The organism is Streptomyces sp. NPDC050625, from assembly GCF_040654755.1.
GTDB lineage: Bacteria > Actinomycetota > Actinomycetes > Streptomycetales > Streptomycetaceae > Streptomyces.
Genome location: NZ_JBFAIQ010000066.1, coordinates 1 through 17,021, shown reverse-complemented (window position 1 = coordinate 17,021; position 17,021 = coordinate 1). Strand labels below are relative to the sequence as shown.

Annotated in this window: 16 protein-coding genes and 3 pseudogenes; 7 read left to right on the top strand and 12 right to left on the bottom strand. The window is 67.5% G+C overall.

Annotated elements, in window-relative coordinates; all coding sequences use genetic code 11:
* Nucleotides 1–91: 91 nt before the first annotated feature.
* From AB0I54_RS46775 to AB0I54_RS46765, 3 genes are all read right to left on the bottom strand, one after another.
* Nucleotides 92–667 (bottom strand): hypothetical protein, encoded by a 576-nt coding sequence (locus AB0I54_RS46775; RefSeq protein WP_363302508.1) that lies wholly within the window; start codon nucleotides 665–667, stop codon nucleotides 92–94.
* Nucleotides 668–1,080: 413 nt separating this feature from the next.
* On the bottom strand, nucleotides 1,081–2,139 hold the full coding sequence (locus AB0I54_RS46770) for a M12 family metallopeptidase (RefSeq protein WP_363302507.1): 1,059 nt from the start codon (nucleotides 2,137–2,139) through the stop codon (nucleotides 1,081–1,083).
* A 387-nt stretch (nucleotides 2,140–2,526) separates the two neighbouring features.
* The gene (locus tag AB0I54_RS46765; RefSeq protein ID WP_363302509.1) at nucleotides 2,527–2,670 is read right to left on the bottom strand and encodes a hypothetical protein; all 144 of its coding nucleotides are present in this window, start codon (nucleotides 2,668–2,670) and stop codon (nucleotides 2,527–2,529) included.
* A 144-nt stretch (nucleotides 2,671–2,814) separates the two neighbouring features.
* On the opposite strand from AB0I54_RS46765, the gene AB0I54_RS46760 reads away from it, so the two are divergent.
* Complete coding sequence (locus tag AB0I54_RS46760; RefSeq protein WP_363302506.1) at nucleotides 2,815–3,318, top strand: hypothetical protein; 504 nt, start codon at nucleotides 2,815–2,817, stop codon at nucleotides 3,316–3,318.
* Between the two features lie 291 nt (nucleotides 3,319–3,609).
* Here the strand turns inward: AB0I54_RS46760 and AB0I54_RS46755 are convergent, their stop codons facing one another.
* Entirely contained in the window at nucleotides 3,610–4,041 is a 432-nt protein-coding gene (locus tag AB0I54_RS46755) for a CAP domain-containing protein (protein ID WP_363302505.1), read from the bottom strand.
* A gap of 1,070 nt (nucleotides 4,042–5,111) precedes the next feature.
* Here AB0I54_RS46755 and AB0I54_RS46750 point away from each other — a divergent pair.
* Nucleotides 5,112–5,257, top strand: a pseudogene (locus AB0I54_RS46750) (DUF4291 family protein); the annotation flags it as partial.
* A 198-nt stretch (nucleotides 5,258–5,455) separates the two neighbouring features.
* On the opposite strand, the gene AB0I54_RS46745 reads toward AB0I54_RS46750, so the two are convergent.
* On the bottom strand, nucleotides 5,456–5,920 hold the full coding sequence (locus AB0I54_RS46745; protein WP_363302504.1) for a hypothetical protein: 465 nt from the start codon (nucleotides 5,918–5,920) through the stop codon (nucleotides 5,456–5,458).
* Entirely contained in the window at nucleotides 5,921–7,672 is a 1,752-nt protein-coding gene (locus AB0I54_RS46740) for a sialidase family protein (protein ID WP_363302503.1), read from the bottom strand.
* Nucleotides 7,673–7,874: 202 nt separating this feature from the next.
* Here AB0I54_RS46740 and AB0I54_RS46735 point away from each other — a divergent pair, with 202 nt between their 5' ends.
* Together AB0I54_RS46735 and AB0I54_RS46730 are read left to right on the top strand one after the other, a co-directional pair.
* A complete protein-coding gene (locus AB0I54_RS46735) occupies nucleotides 7,875–8,372 on the top strand; it encodes a DUF4291 domain-containing protein (protein ID WP_363302502.1) in 498 nt (165 codons plus the stop codon).
* A 354-nt stretch (nucleotides 8,373–8,726) separates the two neighbouring features.
* Entirely contained in the window at nucleotides 8,727–9,833 is a 1,107-nt protein-coding gene (locus tag AB0I54_RS46730; RefSeq protein WP_363302501.1) for a serine hydrolase domain-containing protein, read from the top strand.
* A gap of 410 nt (nucleotides 9,834–10,243) precedes the next feature.
* On the opposite strand, the gene AB0I54_RS46725 is transcribed toward AB0I54_RS46730, so the two are convergent.
* A complete protein-coding gene (locus AB0I54_RS46725; protein ID WP_363302500.1) occupies nucleotides 10,244–10,441 on the bottom strand; it encodes a hypothetical protein in 198 nt (65 codons plus the stop codon).
* 817 nt (nucleotides 10,442–11,258) lie between these two features.
* On the opposite strand from AB0I54_RS46725, the gene AB0I54_RS46720 reads away from it, so the two are divergent.
* Nucleotides 11,259–11,846, top strand: coding sequence for a hypothetical protein (locus AB0I54_RS46720; protein ID WP_363302499.1), 588 nt, complete (start codon nucleotides 11,259–11,261; stop codon nucleotides 11,844–11,846).
* A gap of 631 nt (nucleotides 11,847–12,477) precedes the next feature.
* Complete coding sequence (gene phoU / locus AB0I54_RS46715) at nucleotides 12,478–13,146, top strand: phosphate signaling complex protein PhoU (RefSeq protein WP_363302498.1); 669 nt, start codon at nucleotides 12,478–12,480, stop codon at nucleotides 13,144–13,146.
* 7 nt (nucleotides 13,147–13,153) lie between these two features.
* Here the strand turns inward: phoU and AB0I54_RS46710 are convergent, their stop codons facing one another.
* The 4 genes and pseudogenes from AB0I54_RS46710 to AB0I54_RS46695 form a co-directional block, all read right to left on the bottom strand.
* Nucleotides 13,154–13,903, bottom strand: a complete 750-nt coding sequence (locus AB0I54_RS46710) for a hypothetical protein (protein WP_363302497.1) — start codon at nucleotides 13,901–13,903, stop codon at nucleotides 13,154–13,156.
* Nucleotides 13,904–14,067: 164 nt separating this feature from the next.
* Nucleotides 14,068–14,325, bottom strand: a pseudogene (locus tag AB0I54_RS46705) (AAA family ATPase); the annotation flags it as partial.
* 61 nt (nucleotides 14,326–14,386) lie between these two features.
* Nucleotides 14,387–14,964, bottom strand: a pseudogene (locus AB0I54_RS46700) (NAD(P)H-dependent oxidoreductase).
* A 111-nt stretch (nucleotides 14,965–15,075) separates the two neighbouring features.
* Entirely contained in the window at nucleotides 15,076–15,378 is a 303-nt protein-coding gene (locus tag AB0I54_RS46695) for an antibiotic biosynthesis monooxygenase family protein (protein WP_363302496.1), read from the bottom strand.
* Between the two features lie 454 nt (nucleotides 15,379–15,832).
* Between AB0I54_RS46695 and AB0I54_RS46690 the strand changes: the two genes are divergently transcribed.
* Nucleotides 15,833–16,198 carry a hypothetical protein gene (locus AB0I54_RS46690; RefSeq protein WP_363302495.1) on the top strand — a complete coding sequence of 122 codons (366 nt, stop codon included), beginning with the start codon at nucleotides 15,833–15,835 and terminating at the stop codon, nucleotides 16,196–16,198.
* Nucleotides 16,199–16,685: 487 nt separating this feature from the next.
* Here the strand turns inward: AB0I54_RS46690 and AB0I54_RS46685 are convergent.
* On the bottom strand, nucleotides 16,686–17,021 hold a 336-nt coding region (locus tag AB0I54_RS46685; RefSeq protein ID WP_363302494.1), incomplete at its 5' end, for a zinc ribbon domain-containing protein.

Here is a 17,021-nt window from a genome sequence, read left to right as displayed (position 1 = left end):
CAACGGTTCCAGCTTCGGGCCCCGACGGGGAACTGACGCACCAGCAGCAGAAGTCACGCAACTTCTAACGATCAACTACTGGCGCAGGACACTAGCTACCCGGCGGGCGTGCCCGCTGCCTTTTCCGCTCCACCCAGTAGCCGACCGCAGTTGTGCCCAGTAGCAACAGCCCCGTGAAAACCCCACTGCAGAGCCAGCTGACCGGAGTGCCTTTGGCTCTTTCCACACTCCAGAAGGCCACCCACAGCACGCCCCAGCACGCACACAGGCCCATACACAACTGTGCAAGGGCCCGTCCGAGCCCGCCGGGACGCGGACGGTGGGCGGGCAGACGGGCGATGGGGTCATAGCCGACGCGCTCGTAGTGCAGCTGAGTCAGGCGCTCCAACCGCAGGAGAAGTGCGAAGAACAGCGTCATCCCAACGCCCAACAAGACCGCCTGCCAGAAACGCGTCCCATCGGTGAATGCCCCGAAGGTCATGCCGCCCAGCGCTGCAAGCGGCACTGCCACGACAGCCGCGGAGCGCAGCGGGCGGCTGGCGACGCGAACAGCGATGGGCGCCGGAGGTCGGGACCTCCCGCCCATGCCGAGATACCGATCGGCTTTCAGGCTCGCCGTCAGCAGCAACAACTCCGCCTTCCGCAGCACTTGCAGCGTCCGCTTCATAGGCTCCTCACACGTCAACGATGCCAAATACACACCATGGACCTTCGACAAGGCGACAAGGTTGCCGTCGCTGCGCAATTCAACCAGCAGCTGCTCCCACGGCCGCCCAGATTGGGGGCGCTCAGCGTCCGCACTGCACCACGTACGCATGACACCGAACCCCCGCTGCACCGGCAGCGGGAGGGGTTCGGCATGCAGTACTGACCAGGCTTAGCGAGGGACCCGTGGCCAAGACCGGACTCGGCTGCCGACCGCCGTAACCCTAGCCCTTAAAGATCTCTAGTGATCGACGTGCCCGAGGCGGCCCGGGGGTCGGGCCTATATGGGTCTTCGAGGTGGAGTGGCACGGCGGAGCACACGGGCCGTGCCACTCGCCCGGCGGCCGCCCCGGACGCCGGGGCGGCCACCACCGCTCACCAGTACATGAGCGCGATCGAGCCGCTGCCCCAGCTGGAGTACAGGCGGGCCCGAGCCACATAACGGTGGTCCTTCACGAGCTTGACATCGAGGCGTCCGTTGCGGTCCTGTCCGCTGTCGTCGTCGGCGGTGACGTACCGCAGACCGTCGGTGGTCTCCTCGAACAGGGCCAGGACGACGTCGCTGTTGCCGAACGTGCCGACCTGGTAGCTCCGGGTCTCCGGTGGAACGATCTCGAAGTCGGCCTGACCCCCGGTGGCGAGCTGCACCGGCGCCGACTGGAACGGCTGGAGTCTGGCCGGCTGGGCGACCAGCGGCGGGTACCACTGGAGCACACGCTCCTTGTCCGTGGCGGACAGGCCCAGCGTCTCCGGGATGCCGCCGCGGTAGGCTTCCGGACGCACAATGAGCCCAGGCCCGAAGCTGTACTCCATGATGGAGTCGGGGTCCCAGAGGGAACCCGTCACCTCGTTCTGCGACAGCTTGCGCAGGATGTTGTTGAACGTGACCTCGTGGGGCCAATTGTTGGGTGGTCCGGCGAGGTCCGCGTAGACCTTCTCCTCGTTCCAGACGATGCCGGCGAACGGGTTCTGGTGCTCATGGGCGAAGCCGATCGCGTGCCCGGTCTCGTGCAGCGCGGTGGCCTTGCCGTACGGGGTGGTCAGGTCCCAGCCGAACGTCATGGTCGGCTCGGTGGTGCCGATGCCCAGATTGTCCCGGCCGACGTACGACGCGGACCCCTCACTCTCCCGGAACAGGACGCGGATCTCGGAGTCGCCGGGATCGGCCACCTCCTTGAACTCCAGCCCGATCCCGAGGGCCTTCCATGCCTGGAAGGCGTGCCGGACCTCGTCCAGCTGCTCCGGGCCTCCGATGTCACCGCCTTGGTCGAGAAAGGCGTAGTGCAGGACCGTGCCGTTGATCCACTTGGCGCGGACCAGGAGTATGGCCCTCGATCGGTTCGGGTTGAGGTCGGGGCGCAACACGGGCTGGGTCTGCGGTGGTTGGACGCAGTAGCGGGGCACGGCCGTCCCGCTCTCGGCCGGCGCGTTCATGGAGACTCCTTCAGACGCGTGCTCTTTCACCGCACGGGCGAGCGCGTACCCAGCCGTCGGCCGGTCATCGGGCGAAGAAGGAGGTCTGCGGCATGATACTGATCGCCACCACGGTGTTACGGCACTTGGTGAAATGCCCGATCTGATGATTCCAGCATCTTTCCGGGCACGTGATTCCGCAAGTTGTGCATGGTGAAATACCGCAGGAAACTGGGCGGTTGAACCATGAAGCACCGCCTCCTCATGCCCGCCGCGCCGTCCCCGTACCGTCCCGGGCCGTCGGCCGCGGCACTGCATGGTGATGCGGGCCGCCCACGTCAGTCCGGAAGGCCGCGGCAGGAACAGAGACAGAGCATGCGCAAGCTCGTCCCGCCACGGCCAGAACGGCTACTCCGGCACGAACCCGACGTGCAGGACCAGCCAGGACGGCGGGTACCCCTGCAGCCGCTCGGGGTACGGGCCGTACTCACCTATGGGCAGGAACGGCTCGATCAACTTCCACTGCTCGTGGGTGAGTTGCCTGCGCGTCACGATCGTCTTCCTACCCGATCCGCCTTCCAAGCCGATCCGGATCTGCAAGATTGATCATTGACGTCACACAGTCCCTAGATCGGCCCTCCGACGCCGCGAGAGGATTGAGGGTTCGGTATCGATGTGATCGGAGGTCCCACAAACATGGCGAACGAGATCCTCCCACTCGTCGGCGTCGCCGTCGGTGCTGCCACCTCCTTCCTTGTGACGAGTCTGAACGAGCGGACCAAGTGGCGGCGCGAGCAGTCCGTGCGGTGGGACGCACAACGCCTTACGGCCTACGCCGAATACGCTCGGCTCGTCTCAAACGCTCAGCGCATCGCGGTCGCCCGAGGCTTGACCGTCGGCCCCCACCCACTGGAACCCACCCCCGAGGCACTCGACAGACTCGGCAGTGCGGAAGTCCACCGCACAGCCCTCTCCGAAGCACTGCTACTCCTGGGGGACAGGCACACGATCGCCACAGTGAAACGCATGAATCAGTACCTTTGGCAACTGGAACAACTGGCACGAGCAATTCCCGACCAAGGCGACAGCGGCGGGAGCTGGGACCAGACCCATGAGGCCTATCGAACCGCGCGACAGGAATACATCGACCGCGCACGCAGGAGCCTCGGCGTGACCGGGTCCGCACGGATCAGTCCGTAGCCGACCTGCCCCAGTCGGACCCGGCGTGCTCGGATCTGGTTCAGGCACCGCCAACACCCCAAGCCTCTCGTGGCTGACACCCTCACGGACCGAGCCGCACGCCGATGACACGGGGTCTATCGGTGCCGCGGCCAACTACGGGTCGGCATGGTCGACTTGAAAGTCGAGGTCACACCCACTGATCACGACTCCATACGCGCCCTAGTGGCCGACGCTGTCCACGGGAGCGGACGAGGCACGGCTGAGGCTGGCGGCGGCGGAACTCGAGACGCCCAGGCGCGTGCTGGTGCGTTACTGCTGACAGCTTCCGAAGGTGACGACGTACGTTCCGGCTCCGCTCGCACCTGTTCCGGCCGGGTCGGCCGCACCGGCCTGAGCCCAGCGTCCGATCTCACGCAGTCCGGAGTCGAGGATGTTCGCGCGGTGGGGTGGTGAGTTCATCCACCAGTCGACGGCGGCGTTTGGCGTGCCCCTGCCGCCCCAGCCGGTGTAGGTGATCTCGGCAACTCGCCAGGACACGGGGTTCGGGCAGTAGCTGGCTCCCAGGATACGGCTCTGCGGTGTCGAGCCCGTCTGCGGGTTGGTGTGCGAGTCCTTGCCCGGTCCCCACCACTGCTGCTGAACGGCCGCGGAGGCGTGCTGGTGAGCCGCTGTTGTCAGGTTCTGGTTGTAGGTCAGGGCTGGAAGACCGCGTTGTGCGCGCTGGGCGTTGATGAGGCACACGACCGCTTCCCTCACCTCACGGTTTCGGCGGTCGGCACGGGCTGAATGGCTGTGGCTCGGAGTGCGAGCGGAGGCTACACACTCCTGGGCCCAGGCCGGCGACGCGGTGAAGGGTACGAGTGTCGTCGACAGGGCTCCGGCCACCATCAGGCCCACTGCGGTTCCGGTAAGTGAGGCCCGGCTTCTCATCGAAGTTCCACCTCCCGCGATCACGAACAGTGGTGTCGATCGGTGTGAGGGGCTCCCCGAAACTCGGATCCACCTCTCAGACTGCCATCCGGCTCCCCTGATCGCTATCCGATGCGGGGGCGGACCAGGAGACCCTGCCCGGCCCTGCCTGCCCCTTCAGTCCGCCAGCGGCAGCAGTTCCGGGCCCCTCCGACGCGGCAGCCGCACGCCGAAGATCACCCGCCGGAGAGCGCCGGGCGGCTTGTCTGCCCGGCAGCGCGTGCGGCCTCGCCGACGTGCACCCCAGGAGGCCGCCCGATCCCCCGGCCGCTCCGCCACCACACCCGCCCGGCCTTCCCGTTCTTGGTTCTTGCTGGGTGGGGCCGTCGGTGGGGGTGCAGAGGGGGACGCCGGGGCCCCCACCACGCCATAACGGCGTGGTGACCTGCGGATACACCGTCAGACGCCAGGGAAATGCGGACAGTTGTGGGCGGGGTTGTCGGAAGGGTTCCCGATAGGGTTGCGGGCGCGGTCGGGGGCGGGGCTATCGCATCGGGACGCTGGTCAGGCCTTCATGGTCGGGGTTGTGGTCGGGGCTGGCCGTTGGCCTGGACCGTATGCGCGGCGCCGGACAAGACCGGCGCCGTACCGTACGGGACGGGGCGACGGTGGCAAGGCTGAACGTGGACGTGGGCGGCGGGGACCGGCTGGCGCTGGCGCAGTACCCGATGACGACGACAGAGCAGATGCACCGGTCGCTACATCAACTCGGCATCTGGTTACGGGGGAGGGCAGTCGTGCCACCTCCAATCCGCACGATGCTGCGGCTGGCGCTCTCCGTCGCAGCGAGCGGCAGTAGAAAATGAGTGGCCGCCTGAACGGCCGACCTCACGCTGTACGGCATGGAACAACCGCAACGCGGGATCCGTGCGGCCTACGCGGATTCCACGATCACCGTCTACCAGGCATACTCCCCGGAAATCGGCCTGCCTGCGGTCCGCGAGAGCCGTTTCCCACCGCGTGGAAGCGCGACAGAATGACATGGATCATCTGATCGTTGGTCCGGGGCTGCCGTCTCACCGTCCTTTGGCAGGTCGGCCGGTCGGGCTCGCGGTGCAACCTGTTCATCAGCGGTCTTCCAGTCCGAGGGGCCACCCTTGGGCCGAGTTGCAGGCGGTGCCGCTCGCCGCGGACGGTGGCCACTCGAGGTCGGCCCGGCCGGGAAGAGGCCCCGGCCGGGCAGAGTTCAGGAGACCGCAGACGTCAGGTACGTCAGGTACACCCCTTCCTCGCAGTCGGGCATCTTACGCAGGGTCCAGCGGCCCCGGACGGTCGTGGAGGAGAAGTTCGACTCGGCGTCGTCCTTCTCCACCTCACCGTCCTTCGGGGCGTATCCGGCCTTGGGGAGCTGCTTCTGCAGAAAGGCCAGGGTGGCGTCGAAGCCGCTCCGTACGACCGTGGCGACGATCAGCCGGCCGCCGGTGCGGTGCTCCACCGAGCTCACGACTGCGCCCTCGGGCACCGGCAGATCCGCCGGGAAGTCCTTGGGAAGCGGCAGTGAGGCGGCGGTGGGGCAGCCGCCGGGCGCGGAGGCGGCCGCGTGCGGCGTAGCAGGGGGTCCGGCGTTCCGGGCCGCGGGCGAGCATCCGGTGACGGCCGCCAGAGCGAGGACGGCGCCGACCAGCACGGCAGGCGGGGCGAACGGCTTCACCTAGCAGCCTCCCTTGCACTTCTTGTGCTTGCCGGCAACCACGGCGTCGTACGCGCCGTACAGCGTGTTGCCGGAGGACTGGCGGGCGATGGAGGCCAGTGCGTCGTAGTTCTGCGCGCCGCCGGTCGCGCAGGTGCCGGTGCAGCCGTCGGCGTAGGCGGCGAGCACGCGGCCCTGGGCGTCGAGGGTGACGTCGATGAAGTCCAGTAGGTTGCGGTCCTGGCCGCAGGTGGTGCCGCCCGTGCAGATGGACCCCTTCTGTACCGGGTCGGTGGGGGTGGCGTCGGCAGTGACCCAGGACTGGCCGCCGTCGTAGGTGGTGGCCACGTACAGGTGCCAGACGCCCTTGAAGTTGGCCGTGTCCTGGTAGTTGCCTCCGGTCGTGGTGCCCAGGAAGGCGAAGGCGGCGCGGTTGTCGTCGCCCGCGGTCACGGCGGGGAAAACGACGTTCTTGATGCCGAGGGACGCGCCGACGTTCTGGTCGTACAGCCACGTCTTGCCCTTGTCGTGGCTGACGGCGATCCGCGCGGTGCCGTCGCTGTTCTGGTAGCCCATGTACACGGTCCCGCCGGCGCCGATTCCCACGCTCGGGTCGGAATCACCGGGGGTGCTGGACGGGTTCTTGCGGACGGTCCACGTCAGTCCGTTGTCCTCGGCCACGGCCACGGCCTGGTTGCCGCCGCAGCCCTTGTTGGGAACGTACACCGTGCCGTCCGGGGCGACCTTCACATGCCCGTGCAGGCCGCCGCAGTCCAGCAGCGAGTACATCGGAACGGCGGGCCCGTACGTCAGACCGCCGTCCCGGCTGACCGCGCAGGAAGCGTCGGCGATGTCCTGGGAGCAGTAGTAGACGGCGTTCGGGTACGACGTGACGGTGCCCGGCCCGCCCTTGGTGAAGGGGCCGCCACCGATGGTCTGGTGGTCCACACCGGAGTCGATGCCCGAGCCGCCTGTCGGCGTCCACGTCTCACCGTCGTCGTCGGTGTAGCAGGTCAGGGCGGTCTTTCCGGCGAGCTGCGACTCGAAGGTGCGGTGGGTGACCGGGTCGGTGAACAGGATCGGGTCGAGGCTGGTGGTGCTGCCCTGGGGGCAGCCGTTGGCCGCCTTCGCGCTCTTGTCCTGCCACGTGGCGGCGCCGGCGCTGTCGTAGGTGACCTTGAGCGTCGAGGTGTACGCCTGGAACATCGCGGCGCCACTCACGCGGTCGACGCCGATCGAGGGTTCACCGGCGTTGTGCGCGTCCGCGATGCTGCCGGGTGCCGAGGAGTTCGCGTACGTCGGAGGGGTGGCCGTACTCGGCGGCGGATCGGCCGGGTTGGCGATCAGGCTCGCGGTGCCGGTGAAACTGTCGCCGAGCGGCGCGTACGGCACCACGCGCACGGTGTACGACGCCGACACCGCCGGAAGCAGCACGGTCTCCGGGTCGCTGGACGAGGCGGAGGCGGCCACCTCGCGGCCGTCCGCGTCGAGGACGTACAGGTCGAAGTCGGCAGCGGAGTCCGGCCACTTGACATCGACGCGCAGGCTGTGGCCGGTGTCGTAGCCCACGGGCACCGACACCTTCAGGGTGTAGTCGTCGCAGAGTTGCGCACTTCCGCAGCTCACCGTCCCGGCAGTGCCGGAGACGTTCGGGACGGCGAAGGGACCGGCGCTCCACGTGGTCGTGGGCGCAGTGTCGCTGACCGATCCGGAGGAAGGGGTGGCGGCGTCGGCCGACGCACTCGGCAGGGTTCCGGCGATGAGTGCCAGCAACCCGACGGCGAGACGCCCCCGCAACCGCGGGTGGCGGTGAAGATGGAGTGTCGAGAGGAGAGCCACAGGTACCTCGTGGGTTCGCGAGTCGGACCAAGGGCGGTGGTGCGTGGCGGTACAGGGTGGTGCCTTCGTCCGCTCTACGAGGAGGCGGGCGGCGTCCGTCGCGAGAAACCGGACTCTTTTCGAAACGGGCCGGACGGTGCGCACGGGGTGCACCAGAAAGGACGGTGAACAAGGCTTGACATGGATCAAGCCGTCATTCCTGTGGATGATGTACCGCTGCGGCTGGGGCACCAAGGAGGGGCAGGAGACCGTCCTGGCTGTCGAGATCAACCGTGACGGCTTCGAATGGGCACTGCGCCACACGTGTCTGTCGAGCCATGCCCGCGGGATACACCCCGACCGAGCCACCTGGCAGCGTCAGTTGAAGCGTGCGCCCGCTCGTGTCCAGTGGGACCCCGAGCGGGACCTGCACCTACAGCCCCTGCCGTACCGGTCCCTGCAACTCGGCCTCTCCGGTGAGGCCGCACGACGCTACGCGGACGAGTGGACGGTCGCCATCCGCGACGTGACCGCACTCGCTCACGAGATCCACGCCCTCGTCCGCAGTGGTGACCTGGACTCAGCCACCCGACTGCTGCCCCAGGAACACCCCTATCCCCTTGGAGACGCATTTCTTGCCCACCTACACGGATGACGGGCTGGTCCACCCGACAGCCGGCCCCACCTATGGGGCACATGGCAGCACAGGCTCGCTGGGACGGGGGTCAAGCTAAGTACCCCGTTCGAAACCAACTGGGGAGCTTCCTGCCCGACGGGCATCGCTCCGGCGCCGGAGATGTAGACGAACCAGCCTGAGTCCCGCCCAACGGGCCGTGGCGTCGATCATCGTTCGCGCGGTGACATGGCCGGGTCGGCGCCTATCCTGCCGCACGCGCGTTCTCGTGCGGGCCCTCCGCAGGCTGAGATGATCGGCAGGAGCGCCCAACACACCTGCCGGGGCTGAGAAATTCGATTGCCTCTGACGGGCCGATGCGCGCTAATACGGCGTATGGCCGATATTCAGGGCTCATACGATGATCTGTTCACCCCAGTTCCCAATACGTTGGCCGGATTGCTGGACGACGGAGACGCGGGTGCCTCGGTTGCCGTGTTCGTGGACGGCGAGCCGGTGGTGGACGTCTGGGGTGGGTTCGCCGACGCGGATCGCACGATCCCGTGGCAGCGTGACACGATCACCAATGTCTGGTCCGTCACCAAGACGATGACGGCACTGTGCGCGCTGGTCCTGGCCGACCGTGGCGAGCTCGATCTGGCCGCGCCGGTCGGCCGGTACTGGCCTGAGTTCGCCACAGCAGGCAAGGAAAACGTGCTGGTGCGACACCTGCTCGGGCACACTGCGGGCCTGCCCGACTGGGACGGGCCGATCGAGGATCTCTACGACTGGCCGTCCGCCACGGCACGTCTGGCCGCGCAGGCTCCGCAGTGGGAACCGGGAAACACGGCCGGATACCACTCGCTCACCCAGGGGTTTCTCGTGGGCGAGGTCGTACGCCGGATCACCGGCCGGAGCCTGGGCAAGTTCTTCGCAGAGCAGGTGGCCGGACCGCTGAGTGCCGACTTCCACATCGGACTGCCTGCCGAGCACGACCACCGGGTGGCGCTCACCGTCCCGCCGCCGTCCCAGGACGAGGACTACGCCGCAAGCGCACCCGGCAACAGCGCGTCCCCCACCACCGGCAAGGCCGTACGGGTCCGCGACGGGAACAGCGTGGCCTGGCGTCGCGCACAGATCCCCGCGGCGAGCGGCTTCGGCAACGCCCGCTCGGTCGCCCTCGCGCAGTCGGTGTTGGCCTGCAAAGGAGCCGTGCGTGGGGTGCGACTGCTGTCGCAGGCGGGCTGTGACCGTGCAAGGGAGGAGCAGTTCAGCGGCGAGGACCGCAGACTGGGCATGCCGGTGCGTTGGGGGCTGGGCTACGGGCTGTTCGGCAACACCTTTGGGTGGGGCGGTTGGGGCGGCTCACTCGTCATGATCGATCCCGAGGATCGCATGACGATGGCATACGTGACCAATCAGATGCGCGAACCCGCGGACGACAACCGGGGACTGGAGCTTGTGATGGCCGCCTACGACGGGCTCAAGGGTCTGCGGGCTTGATCCAACGGGTCACATGGCAGGTACGGGCTCGCCGGCCCGAAGCCACAGTGCTCAAAAGTCGTCGCTCTCAGCTGCATGCCAGGTGATGGCGGTGTGCGAGCGTCAGGCAGTCGGCTCGGCGCCGTCGCCGAACGTCCCTGCATTCACCCATTGCTATACCGCCGCGAGATCGGGCGCAGCGCCTGCTGGCACGAAGCGGAAGCCGTCCCACTCCTCCAGCACCTTCGGCTCACCGGAGCGCAAGTGCCCGCCGCCGGCGTGCAGCGGGCGGTGTCGGCGGTACTGATCGAGTGGCGACCGACGGCGCTTGTTGTAGGCGGCGAGCGGGTCACTTGCAGGACGCGCAGGACCGCGCGGAAGGGCTGGTTCGGTGGTCCGGGTCGGGAGTGCTTGCCCATGGTGCGATGGTCTCAGGCGGCGATCGTCGTCGGGCGGGCTGCCGCGAGGTCCTTCGCACGGGTGCGGACCTCGTCGACTGCATCGCTCAGGTACGGCCGGGTGGAATCCAGCAGGGTGTTGAGCCAGGAGGCGACGAGGGTGGAGTCGATCCGGGCGGCCTCGCCGAGGGCGTGCTGGGCGGCGGCGGGCCTGCTCCGGCTCGCCCTCATCGAACAGCGCGGCGGACACCCCCATCCGCTCCATGATCTTCACCCGGTCGAAGCCGGGCTTGCGGCGGGCGAGCGCGTCGGTGAAGTAGCTGCTGGCGCGGTGGAGGAGGCCAAGGTTTCTTAGGTCGCGGGCGGAGACTGCGCCTGCGCGGCGCGTTATGCGGCGTCGAAGTACGTCACCCACTCCGGCACGTCGCCGAGATCGCCATGCAGCAGCTCGTCGGCTGCGTCGAGGTGCTGTGCGGCCTTGTGCTCACCGCCGAGGCCTGCGTGGACCCGGCCGGTCTGTGAGGTGACCAGCGCCTTCGGATCAAATCGCGTGGCTCGACAAGTACCGACTCGAAACGGACGACCTGGCCTTGGACTACGAAAACGCGAAGGGCGCGATCCTGGTCCTTGCCGAGGCTGGTCGTATCGATGCCGCGATGGAGTCGCACCTCTCACGCATGGACGCGATCCTCGAAGCGATGAGCGGGCCGGAGCATGCTGCCAGATGGACGTGTGAGGCACTGACGACCGACGCAGGATGGCTCACAGTCCGCCAGCTGGCACGCGAGGCACTCGCAGAGCTGGCAGGTACATGGCGGCAGCCAATGCCACCCTCAGAACCTACAGCCGCCCCTGAAGGCACTCGACAGCGCTTGACTCGCCCAATGAGACTCCACCGACCTGCGCGCTGGCCCCCAGGGAGTTTTTTCGGATCACATGGCGCCGCTTGGCGCACATTAGGCTGCCGAATCGCTTCTCCATTATCCTTCGGGTGACATGTGCGACAGGGGCTTCCATATAAGGAAACTCGACGCGGCAAAGTTGCTGTATGAACGCTGAAGTTGGCCAGGCATTGACCACACTGACGGTCCCCATCGTGACCGCAGCGGTCGGCGTAGCAGGGCTCACGATCCAGGACCGTCGAAAAAGGAAAGACCTCACGCACCGTCACAGGGAGCAGGTAGAGAAAGCCCAGCTGGAAGTGCAGTTTGTCACCAATTGGATCCAGGCGAGAAAACTGCTGGAACCGGCGACTGGCGTTTCCCCTGAGGTAGAGGGCTGGCTGGACCGTTGCTACCAGTCGGCTCAGGAGGCCAGTTCCGTAGCCCCGCCACAGCCGAGTACCCCGGTTTTGCGTCGGCTGCTCGTGCTGCGGCCTCTCGCTGGACTTGGGGCGAAAACTGTACGCGTAGCCTATTGGGCCGCGTTCATTTTCCTGAACCTCGAAGTAATTGCGCTTATCTCGGAGTTCTTTGCATGGCTGGCACCCGGAGGTTCAGATGAAGGATATGGCGTCCTGGGGCTCCTGTTCTTTCTCGCGATCTCCGCCATCATCTCTGTCTTTCTTCGACACCTTTGCGTCGCTCTTGACAGGAGCGCTCGACTCGGCCCTAAACGGGGTGAATGGCAGCCATGACCCCACAATCTGAAAATAGGCCTACGTCGCCGCTAGGAGGCAGTGCCAGTAGGTTTCCCAGCTTCGGTCATTCCGCGTTGGTCCGGCGCCAGGGTCTCCTTTGGATCACTGTCGCATCGAGGGGGGCGCACGTCGAGCGATGGCCTGACTCGGTCTGTGAGACTCCGCCGATCTCGGGGGGAAGGGTGCAGGTGATCGGGTCTACCCAGAATGAGTGCCACCCTTATACCTGTATAAAGGGTTTATAAAGCTACATTCTGGATCTGCCGGTCTGCTGAGGAGGACTCGTACACGGCCCATGGAGCCGAGGGCACTCCCCGGCCTGCGCCTCGCGCAGACCTTGTGTCTGCCCGTAGCTGCGAGGTGTGCCGCGGGTGGGGAACCGTGATCACCAGCGAGAACTGTGCGCAGCTTGTCAGACCGACGTGCCTCATCAGGTTGAGCCGGCCGCAGGGTCCCAGCCTGCGCGTGGGCATGGCCGGTAAGCCGATGCATGTCAGGTGGGGTGCCCAGACTCGACGATGGGCTCAGCCTCCAACGGCCGACTGAAGGCGGCCGGTAGTCACGCGTGCACTGTGTGCGAGTCTGGCACCCAAGAGTCTGGCACACACAACTGGGCGGTGAGGACGCGATGCGGGAGACCTATCACGATGAGCTGAACTCGATCAGCGACAGCCTCGTGGAGATGGCGAACCTGGTCGGCTCGGCCATGGGGCTGGCCACTGCTGCTCTCCTGGATGCAGATCTCCAGCTCGCCGAGAGCGTGATCTCAGCCGACGCAAAGATCGATGACCTCCAGCGTGACCTGGAGAACCGGGCGATCACGGTGCTGGCTCGCCAGCAGCCCGTCGCTACTGACTTGCGACTCGTGGTCACCTCGCTGCGCATGAGCGCGGACCTGGAACGCTGCGGTGACCTGGCCGAGCACGTGGCCAAACTGGCTCGGATGCGATACCCCCAGCGGGCGGTGCCGCGCGACCTACGCCGAACGATTCTGGAGATGGGCCAGCTGGCGCAGCGTCTGATGGCACAGGCCGCCGAAGTGATCATCACCCATGACGTCGCTGCGGCACTCCAGCTGGAGCAGGACGACGACCGCATGGACGAGCTGCACCGCATGACCTTCCAGCACCTCATGGATGAGCAGTGGCACCATGGCGTGGAAACGGCCGTGGACGTCACGCTGGTCGGCCGCTACTACGAGCGGTTCGCCGACCATGCAGTTTCGGTGGCCCAGCGTGTGGTCTACCTGGTCACAGGCGAACACGCAGACAAGCTGACCCCGGACACGCTCGACTGACCCTCTATCAGGATCGGCGGGGGTGCTGGCGCTTCAGCCACTCGGCGGGCGTGGCGTTGCCCGCCCGAGTCTGCGGCGGCAGCATGGGCGCATGGTGGAACACGCGACCGTCATACGGAGCATCACCCAGGACCAAACACACCGGGGAGGATGAGTCGAGCATGAGCGGACCGGCCGCGCAGTGGTTCGATGCACCTGCGGTCTCCATGCGCTCCAGTGCCGCCGCGGCCTCCAGTGCGGTGGGCGTGTCCTGGCCGGGCAGGGCTGCGGCCGTGCGCACGTCGGCGTGGTCACCGAGGACGGCCACGGCCTGGGCGAGCATCTGCGAGATGTCGGGAAGTCGCGCCAGGCGGACGGAGACCAGCCGCGCGAGGACCGGGGGTCCCAGCTCGGTGACCTTGGAGGCGTGCGCGGCGTGGCCCGCGATCGCCTCGGCGGCCAGGGTGCGGGCCAATTCGCGCACCAGCAGCGGGTTTCCGCCGGTGGCCGCGAAGCAGGCGGCGGCGAACTGCGGATCCACTTCCGACGGCAGGTGCTGGCGCAGCAGCGCCTCGCTCGCCTGGGCGCTCAGTGCGCACGGGACCAGGACATGCACGGACGGATCCGCGGTGATGTGCTGCACCAGGCGCTCGTCGGCGGCCGGCTCTCCTGTGCGCAGCGCGGCGACCACCAGGAGGCTGAGGTCGCCGATGCGCGGCAGCAGGTGGGCCAGGTAGCGCAGCGACGGCGCGTCGCACCACTGCAGGTCGTCCACCACCAGGACGAGCGGGCGTTCGCGAAAGGCATTGGCAGCCAGCCAGTACAGTCCGTGAAGGACGGGAAGTCGGCCCCCTGTGCCGCGCTGGACCACGTTCCGGTCACGGCATCCTTCGCCAGACAAGCCGGCCCCGCCCACAGTGCCTCCCGCACGGAAGCATCGCCGGCGGCCAGGGGCTCGAACCACTGCCGCACCACGCCGAAGGAGAAGTCCCGGTCCAGTTCGACCGCCCGAGCGCCGGCCACAGCCGCGCCCGCGAGGACGGCTTCTTGCCGCGCCTGCTCCAGCAGCCGCGACTTGCCGATACCGGCCGGCCCCTCCACCAGCAGCAGTCTGCCCGTCCCCTGCGCGGCGTCCTTCACCGCGGCCGCGATGGCCGCGACTTCCCTCTCTCGCTCCAGCAGGACCGTCTGCGACGACACCACGCCATTGTCGACCGGCCCCACGGAGGGCGTCCACCGTGGAGCCGCACTGCCGGGCACCTCACTCCCGCCCCTCGAGCGGGGCCGCGCGCAGCGAAGCAAGGGCGTCACTCCACCGGATCACCTCGTCGAGCATCCGCGCGAGCATCTGCTCCTGGTGCGGGCCCGGCCGGAAGACGGAGGAGTCCACGAAGTCCGTGAACAGCGACAGGCCAACCTGAGTGCGTACGTCGGCGACCTGGAGCTCGCCCATCACCTGCCGCAACTGCTCCACGGCCCGGACGCCTCCGGTCGCACCGTAGCCGACGAATCCCGCGGCCTTGTCGTTCCACTCCCGGTACAGGAAGTCGATCGCGTTCTTCAGCGCACCGGATGGCCCGTGATTGTACTCCGGGGTCACGAACACGTACCCGTCAAAGAGGTGATCTTCCGGGCCCATGCCTGAGTGTGCGGCTTGTCGTATGGGCCCTGCGCGGGCGGTGCCGGCTCGTCGAGAAGCGGCAGTTGGAAGTCGGCCACGTCCGCCAGCTCGAAGTCGGCGTCACCGCGCCGCACGGCGGTCTCCTGCACCCACTGGGCCACCGCCATCCCGCGACGGCCGGGCCGGGTACTCCCCAGGATGATGCCTATGTCAGTCATGCGTGCCATCACTTTCATGCGGAATTGGGCCGCCTCAAATAGGGCGCGCAAGAGCGCCGACGCCGCTGGCGCGGTCCGAGCCGCCGGCTGACAGAGCGGTGGCGCGGCTGGTCAGGCGCTGTGCTCGTACTCCACGGAGAACAGCCCCGGCAGGCTGGGGAATCCGGCAAGCGCGCCTGCCAGCTTCCTGAATTCCGGACTGGCCGTGGCAGCCCTGAACGCCTCGGGCGAGGCCCACTGCGCAACATTGACAAAGGTGTACTCGGCGTCCCGGTCGATAGCCCGGTGCAGCCTCGTCGAGACGTAGCCTGGACAGGTGGCGAGGTAGGCGGCCGCCGACCGCCATGCCGCCACGAACTCGTCCTCACGCTCGGCCGGCACCTGGAACAGATTGATCAACGTGGTGGTATGCATGGATGATCCCTCCCTGACGCGCTGCCCCGGCTCTACGGAGATCACTCCCCAGACGGCGCAGCAGCCGGACTCCAGGCTGGCAGGCCGCCCGGCACCGCAGGTAGGTGAGACCCCCCAACATAGCCCCAAGAAAACGTGACCGCGCCTGACGCTCCCAAGGAGCGGTGACGCACCCCCAGGACCAGGCCGTCCTGTGGTCCCGGTACGACCAGGGCCATCCGCGCACCGTGCAGGGTTGCCACACGATGGCCCCGCGCCGCGGGTGCAAGGCCGAAGCCGGCATCAGTGCAGGCTGCCCGGACCGACGCCTACGGCCACGTCTGGGGCTATGGTCAAGACCTGTGGATCGCCGGCGTCTGATGCGGGGGCCACTCATCAGGAATCGACCAGGGGATCGGGGCGGCCGCGCGTGACCAGTGGAAGCGATCCACGGCCTGGATGGATCACAAGGCTTGTGGAAGAGTTGAGCGAGTTCTTGCAAGAGCCGGTCGTGCTCGTGGAGTCACCCGACGAGTGCCTGGTCGATGACGATGCTTTTTCCTGCCTGATCCGTAGTTCACCCCCGCAGGGGCAAGCTTTCCAGCTGTGCTGGGAGGGAATTCTCGGGATGGAGCCCGTCGACGGGAAGCCGCACACCAGTGTCTCGCTGTTTCTGTACAGCAGGAGCCGCCGACTCTCGCTGCCTGGCCATTCCGAGGGAAGTGTCTTGGAAATCGTCTATGAAGGCTCGCTGGAGCATGGGGGGCGATGGGCAGACCCCGGTTGGCATCAGGATGAGTTCGGCGAGTACCTCACATACGGGTCATACGGCGACCGCTGAGCGGACCGGGATGAATCAAGCTGCGTGGATCCCCTGTCGCATTCGAAGCGGGCGCCGGCGCGGACGAGAGCGACAAGCTGGGTGGGGTGCGGCGATTGGGCACCGATGGCAGGACGCTCATGTCACCTACGCTGGCAGGTCTTCCCACGGCACAGGCAGCGTCAGACGATCCGTCGAGACTGGGCGGGCGCTGAACGTCGACCTGCTGACTGTGGTCGGGCACACGATGTGCGCGCCGAGTGGTTCACAACTGCCGACATGGGTGGCGGCAGGGTGGGGCCACGGCCGGATGCAGTGTGGCCACGGCCCGCCATTGACGGCCGTCCGCCAAGAGGGCGCACCGTGCGGGCGGGTAGCGGCCAGGTCTGGCCGCTGAGTGCTGTCCACTGCTGCCCTTGTCGCCGGCGCTGCTCAGCCCGGTGCGGAGTTTCGACTCGGGTGGTCATTGCCCGGTGTTCGTGCGGGTGCCTTTGACGTGCTCCCTGGTCTAAAGTCCAGGGATTCCGGCCTGGGTCGTCTGACCCTTCCGGGGGCTTCCTGCTTCACCGCGCTGTGCGGGCACGTGTGCCCGTCCTACCGGCACTCCACAGGCGTTTGGCGTCTCCGCCCGTCCGGCGGCGACGATACGGCGTCCTTCGAACAGGACGTTGCGGGCCGCGTTGTGGTCGCGGTCGTGCACGGCACCGCACTCGCCGCACGTCCACTCACGGACGTGCAGGGGCTTGGGGCCGTCGCGGAATCCGCAGGCCGAGCAGAGCTGCGAGGACGGGAAGGCCCGGTCCACCTTGGCGAAGGTACGCCCGTGCCTGGCCGCCTTGTACTC

Excerpts from the sequence above, each read along its gene's own strand:
- phoU (WP_363302498.1), top strand. The coding sequence starts at position 12,478 with ATGCGGGAGACCTATCACGATGAGCTGAACTCGATCAGCGACAGCCTC.
- AB0I54_RS46720 (WP_363302499.1), top strand. The coding sequence starts at position 11,259 with ATGAACGCTGAAGTTGGCCAGGCATTGACCACACTGACGGTCCCCATC.
- AB0I54_RS46725 (WP_363302500.1), bottom strand. The coding sequence starts at position 10,441 with ATGAGGGCGAGCCGGAGCAGGCCCGCCGCCGCCCAGCACGCCCTCGGC.
- AB0I54_RS46775 (WP_363302508.1), bottom strand. The coding sequence starts at position 667 with ATGAAGCGGACGCTGCAAGTGCTGCGGAAGGCGGAGTTGTTGCTGCTG.
- AB0I54_RS46770 (WP_363302507.1), bottom strand. The coding sequence starts at position 2,139 with ATGAACGCGCCGGCCGAGAGCGGGACGGCCGTGCCCCGCTACTGCGTC.
- AB0I54_RS46695 (WP_363302496.1), bottom strand. The coding sequence starts at position 15,378 with ATGCATACCACCACGTTGATCAATCTGTTCCAGGTGCCGGCCGAGCGT.
- AB0I54_RS46730 (WP_363302501.1), top strand. The coding sequence starts at position 8,727 with ATGGCCGATATTCAGGGCTCATACGATGATCTGTTCACCCCAGTTCCC.
- AB0I54_RS46760 (WP_363302506.1), top strand. The coding sequence starts at position 2,815 with ATGGCGAACGAGATCCTCCCACTCGTCGGCGTCGCCGTCGGTGCTGCC.